The following is a 13,420-nucleotide window of genomic DNA, read 5'->3' on the forward strand; positions in this document are numbered from 1 at the left end:
TACCGCTCGGGGCTAAGTCGTTGGGAATGGCTCTGACTGCGCGCGATGGCGGTGATGCTGCGCCCACGGGACCCGATCGGCTGCTGGCCGAGGCGGCCCAGGTCGCGCGCCATGCCGACGCGCGGCTGACGGCCGCGCTCAACGATCTGTTCCTGCCCGATTTCGTCCGTCCGACCGACAGCCAGCGCGCCGCAATGGCCAACATGCTCGATGCGCTGGTCACCGAGCTGGATCGCGACCTCCGCGCGGGCCTGATCGCACGACTGGGCGAGGCCGCTCCCCCGGTGCTCGGCGTCGCGCGCATCCCGATCATCCGCCCGATCTTCGATCGCGCCGGCGTGCTCCGCGACCGGGAGCTGGTCGCGCTGCTGCTCGCCCGGGCGGAAGAGCATCGTATCGCGCAGGCGATTCGGCGCGTCGCGCAGATCAGCCCCGAACCGACCCCGGCCGTGCAGCTGGCGATCGCGCCGGACGTCGAGGCGACATTGCAGCTCGCCGAGAACCGCCGCACCGGCAGCTATGGCGAGCCGAACGTCACGGTCGCCGACCTGTCCGCCGAGCTGCTCCACCGTCTGATCTGGTGGGCGGCGGCGGCGCTGCGGGACTATCTGGGGCGTTCGACCACGCTGGACGCCGGCACGCGTGACGAGGCGATCGCGGCGGTGGTCGCATCGCGCCTCGCCGCCCATGACGAAGGGCAGACGCTGGAGGCAGCGGCGATGCGCGCCGCGATGGCGCTGCACGGCGACGAATCGCTGCTGTTCGAGCTGTTCCGCGCCGGCCGCTTCAGCCTGTTCGTCGCGATGCTCGCGGTGCGTGCCCGGATCGACTTTGCGCCTGCCTTCATGCTCGCGGCCGATCCCGGCATCGGCGCGCTCGCGGTGCTGCTGCGCGCCGTCGAGGCCTCGACCCAGGTCGCTGCCCCTGTCCTGCTGCAGATGGCGGCGATAAACCGTCTCTCCGAAGCCAAGCTCGAGGAGCGGGTGAACGACTATCTCGATCTCGAACTCGCCGCCGCCCAGGACGCGATCCGGCCGTGGCGGCTCGAAAAGGCGTTCCGCCACGCGATCGCCGATATCGGGCGGGAGCGGCGGCAGAAATGAGCGGCAGCCTTGCCTATGGCCGCGTCGACCGCGACGGCCGGCTGGTGGAAGCGGAGCTGCCGCTCCAGCGCCTCCAGGAATCCGCCGGTTCCGGGCTGGGGCAGCCGATCGCCGTTCCGCAGATCGCGACGATGGCGCGGCTCGCGCAGCGGCTCGGCATCCTCGTCTCGCGCTGCGTGATCGCGGCGGAAGGCAGCGACGATCTCGATCTCTGGGTCGAGGCGAAGCCCGACAATGATGGCGTCGCGCTGTCCGTCGGCGGGTGGGCACGGCGTCCGTCGCGCGGCGGCGATGAGGGCGGCGAGCGCGTCTATGACTTCATGCGTTCGCGCGGCGACTGGCTGTGGGAAACCGACGCTTCGCTGAAGATCACCTCGATCGGCGCCGACGCTGCGGAGTCGATGGTGGGTCAGCCGTTCGGGCGCATCTTCCAGTTCGTCGATACCGGCGAGGGCCTGGCGATCCTGGAAGCGCTGGCGACCCGCGCGCGGTTCGAAGGCCAGGAAGCGGTGGTCCGCGTGTCGGGCGAGCGGGTCCGGCTGACCGGCCTGCCGCTGATGGACGGGGGCGGGCGCTTCGCCGGCTATCGCGGCAACGCTTTCCGGCTCGATGGCGAGCCGGCGGTGGCGGAACCGCAGGAGCCGGCGGTGGACGCGTTCGGCGCCCGCCTCGAAAAGGCGCTGCGCGGGCCGCTGTCGCAGATCATCGAGCAGGCGGAGAATATCGGCGCGCAGAAAGACGGCCCGATCCGCCGCGACTATGCCGAATATGCGAACGACATCGCCAGCGCCGGCCGGCACCTTCTGGGCGTGATCGGCGACCTGGTCGACCTCCAGGCGATCGAGCGCGACGACTTCCGGCCGCGGAGCGAACGCATCGACCTGACCGAAATTGCCCGCCGCGCTGCCGGCCTGCTGAAGGTGCGCGCATCCGAACGCGGCATCCGCATCGACGCGCCCGCCGCCGACGAGACCCTGCTCGCGATGGGCGACGAGGGCCGCGTGATCCAGATCCTCGTCAACCTGATCGGCAACGCCGTCCGGCATTCGCCCGATGGCGCCTCGATCTGGCTCCGTGCCGAGGCGCAGGACCGGCGCGCGGTGCTCGTCGTGGCGGACCAGGGCCCTGGCATCGCGCCCGCGGATCATCAGCGCGTGTTCGACAAATTCACGCGGATCGCCCCTTCCGACGGTGCCGGCAGCGGCCTCGGCCTCTACATCGCGCGCAGGCTCGCGCGAGCGATGGGCGGCGACATCGCCGTCGACAGCGCGCCGGGCCAGGGCGCGCGCTTCATCCTGAGCCTGCCGCTCGCCTAATCGAGCTTCCGGATCGTCTCGTCGAGGCGGCCGACCGTGATCCCCAGCTTGGTAAGGCGCATCCGGTTGAGCGCCGTGCGTCCACCCGGCTGCAGGTAGATCCACTGCTCGGCGGTCACCCCGTCCTTCATCGGATAGCGCAGGTGAAGCATGTTGCCTTGCACCTCGCCGGCGACCGGCCCGGTGGCGTCGGTCAGCGTGCCCGCAAAGCGGTTGCCGCCGAGCGGCCGGAACCGCCACTGGCGCTTCTCCGGCGCGCGGGTCCCGCGCCGCACTTCCTGGTCCAGCACCAGCGTGCCGTCGGGCCCGCTCCGGCCAAAACCTTCGACGCGGACCGGCTCCGGGTGCTTGAAGATGATCTTCAGCGTCGCGTCGCCGTGCGTGCGTCCGGCGAAGAAGGCGGCGACGCCGAAGACCGGCTGCGGCCGCGCCAGCTCTTCGCCCGGATGGCTGGCCGAGCAGCCGGCCAGCGCAACCGCGGCGAGCAGCCCGATCCTAGCGCCGGTCGATTGGAACATAATCGCGCTGCGTCGGCCCGGTGTAGAGCTGGCGCGGGCGGCCGATCTTCTGGTCGGGATCGGTGATCATCTCGTTCCACTGGGCGATCCAGCCGACCGTGCGGGCAAGCGCGAACAAAGCGGTGAACATCGAGGTCGGGAAGCCGATCGCCGACAGGATCACGCCCGAATAGAAATCGACGTTCGGGAACAGCTTCTTCTCGATGAAATAGTCGTCGTTGAGTGCCATTTCCTCGAGCTGCAGCGCGACCTCGAACACCGGGTCGGTAACCTTCAGCGCGTTGAACACCTCGCGCACGGTCTTCTGCATCACCGTGGCGCGCGGGTCGTAGTTCTTGTAGACGCGGTGGCCGAAGCCCATCAGCCGGAACGGGTCGTCCTTGTCCTTCGCGCGCTCGATATAGTGGGGGATGCGGTCCGGGGTGCCGATCTCGCGCAGCATGTTGAGCGCGGCCTCGTTGGCGCCGCCATGCGCCGGGCCCCACAGGCAGGCGATGCCGGCGGCGATGCACGCGAACGGATTGGCGCCCGACGACCCGGCCAGACGCACCGTCGAGGTCGACGCGTTCTGCTCGTGGTCGGCATGGAGGATGAAGATGCGGTCCATCGCCTTCTCGACCGCGGGGTCGACTTCGTACGGCTCGGCCGGCACGCCAAAGGTCATGCGCAGGAAATTGGCCGAATAGCTCAGCGAGTTGTCGGGATAGAGGAAGGGCTGGCCGACCGAATATTTGAACGCCATCGCCGCGATCGTCGGCATCTTCGCGATCAGCCGGTGGCTGGCGATCATCCGCTGCTGCGGGTCGGTGATGTCGGTCGAGTCGTGGTAGAAGGCGGAAAGCGCGCCGACGATGCCGCACATGATCGCCATCGGGTGCGCATCGCGCCGGAAGCCGCGCAGGAACGTCATCAGCTGCTCGTGCAGCATCGTGTGGCGGCTGATCGTGCGGCTGAACGTCGCCAGCTCGTCCTGCTTCGGCAGCTCGCCGTTCAACAGCAGGTAGCAGACTTCCATGAAGCTCGACTGCTCGGCGAGCTGGCTGATCGGGTAGCCGCGGTGCAGCAGCACGCCCTGGTCGCCATCGATATAGGTGATCTTGGACTGGCAGCTGGCCGTGGACGTGAAGCCGGGATCGTAGGTGAAGGCGCTGGTCTGCGCATACAACTTGCGGATGTCGATGACCTCGGGGCCGACCGATCCGTGCAGGACCGGGAATTCCGTCTCTTTGCCTCCGAGCGCCAGCTTTGCCATGTCACCCATATCGTTACTCCTTGATCATCTGCGCCTCGGCGCTGCCCCTGTTTCCTTGCGCAACGTCCGCCAGCCGGGCCAGCGATTCCGCGCGGCCCAGCAACACCAGCACGTCGAATATGCCCGGAGAGGTGGTCCGGCCCGTAAGCGCGGCGCGCAATGGTTGCGCGACCTTTCCGAGACCAATCCCGGCCTCCTCCGCAACCTGCCGCACCGCTTCTTCGATCGGCCCGGCCGCCCAGTCGGAAACGGCCGCGAGCGCGTCGTGGGCTTTCCCCAGGAGCGTTGGCGCTTCGCCTTGTAGCAGCGCTGCGGCCTTGTCGTCGATAGTGAGGGGACGCGCGGCGAACAGGAAAGTTGCTCCGTCCGCGATCTCGTCCAGCGTCTTCGCGCGCGGCTTCAGCTCCGGCATAGCGCGCACCAGCAGCGCCTGCTCGTCCGGCGAGAGCGCGCGGCCGATCAGCTTTGCCACGCGCGGGTCCGCAAGGCCGGCCAGCCGCGCGTCGTCGGCCTCGCGCAGATAATGGCCGTTCAGGTTCTCCAGCTTCTTCAGGTCGAAGCGCGACGGCGAACGCCCAACGCCTCCGATGTCGAACCATTCGATCGCCTGGTCACGCGAGATGATCTCGGCATCCCCATGCCCCCAGCCCAGCCGGAGCAGGTAATTGTTCACCGCTTCCGGCAGCATGCCGAGCTCATCGCGATAGGCGTCGACGCCCAGCGCGCCGTGCCGTTTCGACAGCTTCGCGCCGTCCGCGCCGTGGATCAGCGGGATATGGGCATAGGCCGGCTCCGGCCAGCCCATCGCCTTGATGATGCCAAGCTGGCGGAAGGCGTTGTTCAGATGATCGTCGCCGCGGATCACATGGGTCACGTCCATGTCGTGATCGTCGACGACGACCGCGAGCATATAGGTCGGCGTGCCGTCGGAGCGGAGCAGGATCATATCGTCCAGCTCGCTGTTCTGGACAGTCACGCGGCCCTGGACGAGATCGTCGATCGCCGTCTCGCCGTCGCGCGGCGCCTTCAGGCGCACGGCATAGGGCGCGTCCTCCGGCCAGTCGGTGCGGTCGCGCCAGCGCCCGTCATAGCGGAGCGGCAGCTTCGCCGCGCGCTGCTGCTCGCGCAGTTCGGCCAGCTCCTCGGAGGTCGCGTAGCAGCGATAGGCGTGGCCGCCCGCCAGCATCGCTTCGGCGACCTCGACATGCCGCGCGGCGCGCTGCGACTGGAACACCGTCTCGCCGTCCCAGTGCAGATCGAGCCAGGTCATGCCGTCCAGGATCGCGTCGATCGCTTCCTGGGTGGAGCGCGCCTTGTCGGTGTCCTCGATGCGCAGCAGGAACTTGCCGCCGTGATGACGCGCGAACAGCAGGTTGAACAAAGCGGTGCGCGCCCCGCCGATATGCAGGAAACCGGTCGGCGAGGGGGCAAAACGGGTGACGACGCTGCTTGCGCTCAAGCGCTTATGCTCCCTACGCTGCGGTGGACCATGAACTCAGGTGCCGGCGCCCCTAGCATGCCCTTTGCCCCCGGCGGAAGAGGGTGGCGGCTGGACGGAGCGCTGGCGCGGATTGAGGCCTGGCTGGAGGGGGAGCGCGACCAGCTGCCTTTATGGCTGCCGGTCATGCTGGGCCTCGGCATCGCCGGCTGGTTCATGCTGCCGGACCGGGCGAGCTGGACGGCGCTGATCGCGGCGGCGCTCGGGCTCGCGCTCGCCGGAGTGGCGGTCGGGCTTGCGCGGCGCACGGGATTCGCGCTGCTGGCCGGCGGCCTCGCGATCGCGGGCGGCTGCGCGCTTGCCTGGGCAAAGGCGGAATGGGTCGCGGTGCCGGTGCTGACCCGGCCCGTCGTGGCCGCGTTCGATGCGGACGTCGAGCGCGTGCAGCAATTGGCGGCGAAGGACAGCGTGCGCGTTGTCCTCCGCCCGATCGCGGCCCCGACGCTGCCCCCGCGCCTCCGCGTGAACATCGCCAATGCCGATGCGCCGCCGGGGCTCGCGCGGGGCGACCGGCTGCAGCTGCGCGCCAGGCTGATGCCGCCGCCTTCCGCCTCGCTGCCGGGCGGCTACGACTTCGCGATCACCGCCTGGTTCCAGCAATTGGGCGCGACCGGCAAGGCGTTCACTCCGGTCGAGCGGCTGTCCGCGGTCCCCGATGGCGGCTCGCTGCGGGAGCGGATCGGCAAGCACATCCGCGACGCGCTGCCGGGGCAGGGCGCAGGGATCGCAGTCGCGCTTGTGACGGGCGACCAGGGCAGTGTCAGCGAAGCCGACGCCGACGCGATGCGCCGCTCCGGCCTCGCGCACCTGCTGTCGGTCAGCGGGCTGCATATCACTGCCGCCGTCGGTGCGGCGATGCTGCTGACGCTCAGGCTGTTGGCGCTGAGCCCGGCGCTCGCGCTGCGCTGGCCGCTGATGCTGATCGCGGCCGGCGTGGGAGCGGTGACCGGCATTGCCTATACCTTCATCAGCGGCGCGGAGGTGCCGACGGTCCGCGCCTGCGTGGCGGCGCTGCTGGTGCTGGCCGGCCTCGTGATCGGGCGTGAGGCACTGACCCTGCGGCTGGTCGCGGCGGGTGCCCTGGTCGTGCTGCTGGTCTGGCCGGAGGCGCTGATCGGCCCCAGCTTCCAGCTGAGCTTCGCCGCCGTGGTCGCGATCATCGCGCTGCACGAGCATCCGCGGATGCGCGCCTTCACCGCCGCGCGCGAGGAAGGGCCGCTGTTCCGCCTCGGCCGCAACGCCGCCGCTTTGCTGCTGAGCGGCATCGCGGTCGAGATCGCGCTGGCGCCGATCGCGCTGTTCCATTTCCATCGCGAGGGACTGTACGGCGCCCTCGCCAATATTGTCGCGATCCCGGTCACCACGTTCGTCGTGATGCCGCTGGAGGTGCTGGCTTTGCTGTTCGATCTTGTCGGCCTTGGCGCGCCTTTCTGGTGGGCAACCGGCAAGGCGATCGCACTGCTGCTCTGGATCGCGCACGCCGCCGGCAACGCGCCCGGGGCCGTCGCGCTGCTGCCCGGCGTTCCGCGCGGCGCCTTCGCGCTGATCGTGGCGGGCGGCCTCTGGATATCCCTGTGGCGCACCCGCCTGCGCTGGCTAGGGGCGTTGCCGTTCGCGGCCGGCGCCGCCTGGGCGCTCGCCGTCCCCGCGCCGGACCTGCTCGTCACCGCTGACGGCCGTCACCTTGCCCTTCGGGGCGCTGGCGGGAGCTACGCCCTGCTCCGCCCCAAGGCGAAGGATTTCGTCCGCGACATGCTGTCCGAAGCCGCCGGCATCGACGACGAGCTCGCCGACCTCGACGACCTGCCCGGCGCCACCTGCACCGCCGACACCTGCCGCGCCACGATCCGCGCCGACGGCCGCGACTGGCACCTCCTTGCCACCCGCAGCGCCTACCTGACGCCGATCCGGGCCATGAACCAGGCCTGCGCCGAAGCCGACATCGTCATCAGCGACAGACGGTTGCCGAGAACCTGCCGCCCGCGCTGGCTGAAGCTCGACAAGCCGATGCTGGAGCGCACGGGCGGAGTGGCGATCGTGTTCGGCGAGAATCCGACTGTGCGGATCACGAAGATGGCGGGCGACCAGCATGCGTGGGTTGCGCTTGCATCGGCGCGACCACGTCGCTGATCGCTTGTCGACTTCCGACCCATAGCGGGCCCTCTCCCTATGGGAGAGGTGATTGGTCCGCGACCATCCAAATCAGCCGCCGCCGCCCCGCACCAAGTCGCTAGACAGTCTCCCCCAAAGGCCGCACAATTGCCGCCGCACTGCAGGGGGCGTCGCGTTGAGGATACGATTCTGGGGAACGCGCGGTTCGCTGGCGAAGCCGGGACCGACCACCGTCCGCTTCGGCGGCAACACGTCGTGCGTGGAGCTGCGCTCGGCGGCGGGGACGCGGGTGGTGATCGACTGCGGCACCGGCGCGCATGCGCTCGGCCAGGCGATCATGCGCGAAGGCGTGCCGTCGCGCGGGCACGTGCTGATCAGCCACACCCATTGGGATCACATCCAGGGCATCCCGTTCTTCGCGCCGCTGTTCGCGGCCGGCCACAGCTGGGACATTTACGCGCCCCAGGGTTTCGGCGAGTCGCTGAAGGACACGCTCGCGGGGCAGATGGAATATACCTATTTCCCGGTCACGCCCGACGCGTTCGGCGCCAATGTCCGTTATCATAATCTGGGCGAGGGCTGCTTCACGATCGACGACCTGACGATCCGCACCCGCTACCTCAACCACCCTGCGCTGACGCTCGCCTTCCGCATCGACGGGGACGGCGCCAGTGTCGCCTATGCCTGCGATCATGAGCCGCACTCGCGCGAGCTGGCGCTGGGCGAAGGCATGATCCACGGCGAGGACCTGGCCCATGCCGAGTTCATGGCCGGCGCCGATCTGATCATCCACGACGCGCAATATCTGGCGGACGAATATCAGGCGAAGCAGGGCTGGGGCCACAGCACGGTCGAATATGCGGTCGCGATCGGACGCGCGGCCGGCGCCGACCAGCTCGCGCTCACCCATTATGATCCGAGCCGCACCGACGACGAGGTCGACGCGATCATCGCCCGCGTCCGCGCGGAGATCGGCACCGGCAAGCCGCAGGTGATCGCCGCGTTCGAGGGGCTCGAGATCGGGATCGGGCGGGAGGACGGGCTCGCAGCGCCCGCGCCGCTGCCCAATCTGGAAAGCGCGATCCGCACCGATACGTCGCAGGACCAGGCGCTGGTGCTGCTGATCGCGCCCAGCGACGAGGTCGCCGAGCGGATCGGCCGCGCGGTCGCGGCGGAACCGGTGCGGCTGGTGCGCGCCGAAAGCCTGGAGCAGGCCGCCGCCTCGCTGAGCGGGCGCCGGCCGTCACTTGTGCTGGTCGAGGACGGATCGGAGATGCAGCCCTTCGTGCCGAGCCGCCTGGAGTCGCCGGACAATCCTGGGGAGTCGCATTTCGTGCTGCTCGGGGGATCGGGCGCGGCGGACCGCGGCTATGCCGACCGGCTGGAGGAGCCCTGGTCGGTCGAATATGCGCGCACCCGCATCCGCACCTGGCTGATGCGCGCCGAATGCCATTGGGCCCGCCCGGCGATGCCGGATGACGAGGCGGAGCGGATCGCCGCCCTCCATCGCCTCGGCCTGCTCGACACGCCGCCGGAGGAGCGGTTCGACCGCCATACCCGCATCGCTTCGGCGCTGTTCAAGGTGCCGATCTCGCTGGTCAGCCTGATCGACGAGGACCGGCAATGGTTCAAGTCGTGCTTCGGCACCGATGTCTGCGAAAGCGCGAGGGAAACGAGCTTCTGCGCGCACGCGATCGCGGCCGGGGACACGCTGATCGTGCCCGATGCGCTGCAGGACGATCGCTTTCGTGACAATCCGATGGTCTCGGAGGGGCCGCGCATCCGCTTCTATGCCGGCGCGCTGATCCATTCGCCCGAGGGCAAGAGGATCGGCACGCTCTGCATCCTGGACGTCCGGCCGCGCAACCTGTCGGATCGGGAAGTCGCGCTGCTGAAGGACGTGGCGGCGGCTGTCGAGGCCGAAATCTGCGGGAACCGCGCAAAGGCCGCCTGACGGATGAATGCGCTCAGCCCACGCCTGTTCAGGCGCACCCGGCACGGCGAAGGCGATGATGGCCGAGCCCTGCTGTGGCGGCTGATCTGGATCTACCAGGGCGGCTGCGCGGCCGCCGTCGTCATCTCGATGAGCCTGGTGTTCCTGGGGCTGGAAGTCACCGGCTACCAATGGGCGATCCTGCTCTCGATGCTGCCGATCGCGGTCGCGCTCTACAACCTGCCGGACGTGTGGCTGCTGCGCCGGCATGCCGGCCCGATCGTCGACGCGATGCGCGCGCAGCAGGCGGGCGCCGCGACCGAGCCGCTGCTGGCGAACGGTCTGGTCCGCGCGTTGAACCTGCCCTATTTCTCGTTCCTACGAGTGACCTTCCTGCACGGACCTCTGGTCACCGTGCTCGTGTTCGTCGTGACGGGATCGGCCAATTGGCTGGTCGGCGCAGGTTTCGCCGACTGGCAGATACTCGCGTTCGGCGCGACCACCCTGTTCTTCGCCTCGCCGACCCATGCGATCTTCGAATATTTCGCGGTCAGCCGGGCGATGGAGCCGGTGATCGTTCGGTTCGGCGGCGCGCTCGGCGGCACGCTGCCGCCGGAATATCGGCAGGGGCTGATCTCGGTCCGGCTGAAGAGCAAATTGCTCTACCTCGCCATTTTCGTCACCACCTTGCCGCTGATCTTCTTCGCCGCCTCGATGGTGTTCAAGGTCCAGCGCATGTTCGCCCAGGTGGGCGTCGCGACCACTGCCGAGATGATGGGGCCCTTCTATGCATGGATCGTCGGCGTCGTGCTCGCCTGCGGCCTCGGCTCGGTGATGATGGCGCTGCTGACGGCCCGCGACGTGTCGCGTTCGGCGATGCGGCTGATCGACGACATGCGGCTGGTCGAAAGCGGCCGGCTGAACGAGGTCCGGCTCGAGGTCTTCTCGACCGACGAATATGCCGACATCTTCCACGGCTTCCAGCACATGCTCGACTCGCTGCGCGAGGAGCAGCAGATACTGGAGATCAGCCACGACCTTGCCGGCGAGCTCCAGCTCGACGTGCTGATCGCCCGGATCATGACGGCGACGACCGAGCTGCTGAATGCCGAGCGCTCGACCCTGTTCCTGCACGATCCGAAAACGGGCGAGCTCTATTCCGTGTTCGCTGAAGGCGATGCGATCACCGAAATCCGTCTGCCCGCCAATCGCGGCATTGCCGGCGCGGTCTTCACCACCGGCAAGGCGGAGAACATCACCGATCCTTATAGCGACGACCGCTTCGACCAGAGCGTCGATCTCCAGACCGGCTTTCGCACGCGCAGCATCCTCTGCCAGCCGATCGTCAACAAGCATGGCGGGCGTATCGGCGTCACCCAGGTGCTGAACAAGAAGGGGGCGGGCGCCTTTTCCGAAAAGGACGAGGCCCGCCTGCGCGCCTTCTCCGCCCAGATCGCCGTCAGCCTGGAGAACGCCAAGCTGTTCGACGACGTGCTGAGCATGAAGAACTACAATGAGAGCATTCTCGAAAGCACCTCGAACGGCTTCGTGACGCTGGATGCCGAAGGCCGCATCGTCACTGCCAACACGGCCGCCCTGGAAATCCTCGGCGTGCGCGAAAGCCTCGCCGGCCGGTCCGCCGCGGACGTCTTCGCGGGCGAGAACCGGTGGGTGATCGAGATGCTGGAGCGATCCGCGATCGCAGGCGAGAGTCAGCTGGCAGTCGACGCGGAGATCGTGCGCGCGACCGACGTGCCCGCCTCCGTCAATCTCTCCGCCGCGCCGCTGATCGACGCCGGCGAGCAGCGGATCGGCTCGATGCTGGTGATCGAGGATATCACCGCCGAAAAGCGCGTCCGCTCGACCATGGCGCGCTACATGTCGAAGGAAGTCGCCGACCAGCTGCTCCAGGCCGGCGAGGACGTGCTGGGCGGGCGCGACCAGATGGTGTCGATCCTGTTCTCGGACGTGCGCGGCTTCACCACCATCGCGGAGACGATCGGCGCCCGCGAGACGGTGACGATGCTCAACGAGTATTTCACCGAGATGGTCGATGTGATCCTGGAGAATGGCGGCATCCTCGACAAATATATCGGCGACGCGATGATGGCCCTGTTCGGCGCGCCCTTCGTCGGCCCCAGCGACGCCGATAATGCGCTCGCCGCCGCCAACAACATGCTGCTGTGCCTGGGCGAGCTCAATGCGCGCCGGGCCAGGCGCGGCAAGCCGCCGCTCGACGTCGGGCTTGGCGTCAGCACCGGCGACGTGATCGTCGGCAATATCGGCTCGTCGAAACGGATGGAGTACACCGTCATCGGCGACAGCGTGAACCTGGCCTCGCGCCTCGAAGGCGCGAACAAATTCTACGGCACCCGCATCCTGCTGTCCGAATTCACGCGCGAGCGGCTGACGCGGCCGGTGCTGACGCGTGAGATCGACCTGATCCGAGTCAAGGGCAAGGACTTCCCGGTCGCGGTCCACGAATCGCTGGAGCATTGCCGGGAGCGGCTGAACGGCGCGCTCGACGATATGCTCGGCTATTACGGCCGCGGCCTGGACGCCTATCGCGGCCGCTGCTGGGCAGAGGCGAAGCGCGCGTTCGGCGAGGCGTGCAGGGCCGTTCCCGGCGACGGTCCCTCGGCCATCTATATAAGCCGCTGCGAGCAGTTCGCGAAAATGCCCCCGCCCGAAGATTGGGACGGCGTCTGGTCGCTGACCGCCAAATAATGGAGATCGTCGCGGTCGATATCGGCGGCACGCACGTCCGCTTCGCCCTTGCCGGGCTGGGCGGGGGCGGCGTGTCGCTCGGGGCGGAAACGGTGCTCAGGACCGGCGATTATGCCGGCCTCGCCAAAGCATGGCAGGCGTTCGGGAAGCAGCTTGGCCGCCCGCTTCCGGACGCCGCGGGCATTGCGATCGCCGCGCCCGTGGACGGCGCGGAGATCAAGCTCACCAATAACAGCTGGCTGCTTCGTCCGGCCGCTCTGGCTGCCGAGCTTGGCATCGGGCGCGTCGCTCTGGTCAACGACTTCGCTGCCGTGGCGCATGCCGTCGCGGTCTGCGCGGACGCGCAACTCCGCCACGTCTGCGGGCCCGACCGTCCCTTGCCGCGATCGGGCGTGGTCAGCATCGTCGGCCCGGGCACCGGGCTCGGCGTCGCGCTGCTCGCGCACGGCCGGGTGATTGCGGCTGAAGGCGGCCATATCGGCTTCGCGCCCGCCGACGCGATGGAAGACGAGTTGCTCGCCAGGCTGCGGGCGCGGCATGGACGCGTTTCCGTCGAGCGGGTCGTGAGCGGCGCGGGTCTTGGCGAGATACACGCCGTGCTGACCGGCGCCGAGCCGCCCGGGGACGACCGTGCTTTGTGGCAGCGGGCACTGTCCGGCGAGGACGCACAGGCCAGCGAATCGCTCGATCGATTCTGCGCGATCCTCGGCGCGGTCGCCGGTGATATCGCGCTGGCGCAGGGCGCCGACGCCGTGGTGATCGGCGGCGGGCTGGGCCTGCGGCTCGCCGATCACGTGGCCGACTCCGCCTTCGGTCGGCGCTTCCGTGCCAAGGGCCGGCTCGAAACGAGAATGGCGGGGCTGACGGTCCGGCTCATCACCCATCCGCAACCCGGTCTGCTCGGTGCGGCGGCTGCTTTCGCCGCCGCCGATCGCGCATAAAAAGAGGCCCCGCTCCAGGG

General features: G+C 68.9%; 9 protein-coding genes. 6 read left to right on the forward strand and 3 right to left on the reverse strand.

From position 1 onward, the window contains the following. Nucleotides 1-26: 26 nt before the first annotated feature. Together GON01_RS05625 and GON01_RS05630 are read left to right on the forward strand one after the other, a co-directional pair. Nucleotides 27-1,103: a DUF2336 domain-containing protein gene (locus GON01_RS05625; RefSeq protein WP_181599917.1), complete on the forward strand. Its 1,077-nt coding sequence runs from the start codon at nucleotides 27-29 to the stop codon at nucleotides 1,101-1,103. Then, a complete protein-coding gene (locus GON01_RS05630) occupies nucleotides 1,100-2,419 on the forward strand; it encodes a sensor histidine kinase (protein WP_157026357.1) in 1,320 nt (439 codons plus the stop codon). Before GON01_RS05625 ends, GON01_RS05630 begins: the two co-directional genes overlap by 4 nt. Here GON01_RS05630 and GON01_RS05635 read toward each other — a convergent pair. Genes GON01_RS05635 through gltX form a run of 3 tightly spaced genes read right to left on the reverse strand, consistent with a single transcriptional unit; the run spans nucleotide 2,416 to nucleotide 5,648 of the window. Continuing rightward, the gene (locus GON01_RS05635; RefSeq protein ID WP_157026358.1) at nucleotides 2,416-2,937 is read right to left on the reverse strand and encodes a DUF3833 family protein; all 522 of its coding nucleotides are present in this window, start codon (nucleotides 2,935-2,937) and stop codon (nucleotides 2,416-2,418) included. The two genes, GON01_RS05630 and GON01_RS05635, sit on opposite strands and share 4 nt — an antisense overlap. After that, the gene (locus tag GON01_RS05640; protein ID WP_157026359.1) at nucleotides 2,915-4,198 is read right to left on the reverse strand and encodes a citrate synthase; all 1,284 of its coding nucleotides are present in this window, start codon (nucleotides 4,196-4,198) and stop codon (nucleotides 2,915-2,917) included. Before GON01_RS05640 ends, GON01_RS05635 begins: the two co-directional genes overlap by 23 nt. 4 nt (nucleotides 4,199-4,202) lie before the next feature. Next, entirely contained in the window at nucleotides 4,203-5,648 is a 1,446-nt protein-coding gene (gltX, locus tag GON01_RS05645) for a glutamate--tRNA ligase (RefSeq protein WP_157026360.1), read from the reverse strand. A gap of 57 nt (nucleotides 5,649-5,705) precedes the next feature. Here gltX and GON01_RS05650 point away from each other — a divergent pair, with 57 nt between their 5' ends. From GON01_RS05650 to GON01_RS05665, 4 genes are all read left to right on the forward strand, one after another. After that, nucleotides 5,706-7,817 carry a ComEC/Rec2 family competence protein gene (locus tag GON01_RS05650; protein WP_157026361.1) on the forward strand — a complete coding sequence of 704 codons (2,112 nt, stop codon included), beginning with the start codon at nucleotides 5,706-5,708 and terminating at the stop codon, nucleotides 7,815-7,817. Nucleotides 7,818-7,974: 157 nt separating this feature from the next. Further along, nucleotides 7,975-9,753 (forward strand): MBL fold metallo-hydrolase, encoded by a 1,779-nt coding sequence (locus GON01_RS05655; protein WP_181599918.1) that lies wholly within the window; start codon nucleotides 7,975-7,977, stop codon nucleotides 9,751-9,753. 3 nt (nucleotides 9,754-9,756) lie between these two features. Continuing rightward, nucleotides 9,757-12,459, forward strand: coding sequence for an adenylate/guanylate cyclase domain-containing protein (locus GON01_RS05660; protein WP_157026363.1), 2,703 nt, complete (start codon nucleotides 9,757-9,759; stop codon nucleotides 12,457-12,459). Continuing rightward, nucleotides 12,459-13,400 (forward strand): glucokinase, encoded by a 942-nt coding sequence (locus GON01_RS05665; RefSeq protein ID WP_157026364.1) that lies wholly within the window; start codon nucleotides 12,459-12,461, stop codon nucleotides 13,398-13,400. Before GON01_RS05660 ends, GON01_RS05665 begins: the two co-directional genes overlap by 1 nt. Nucleotides 13,401-13,420: the final 20 nt, after the last annotated feature.

The organism is Sphingomonas horti (assembly GCF_009753715.1).
In the GTDB taxonomy this organism is placed as follows: Bacteria; Pseudomonadota; Alphaproteobacteria; order Sphingomonadales; family Sphingomonadaceae; genus Sphingomonas_B; species Sphingomonas_B horti.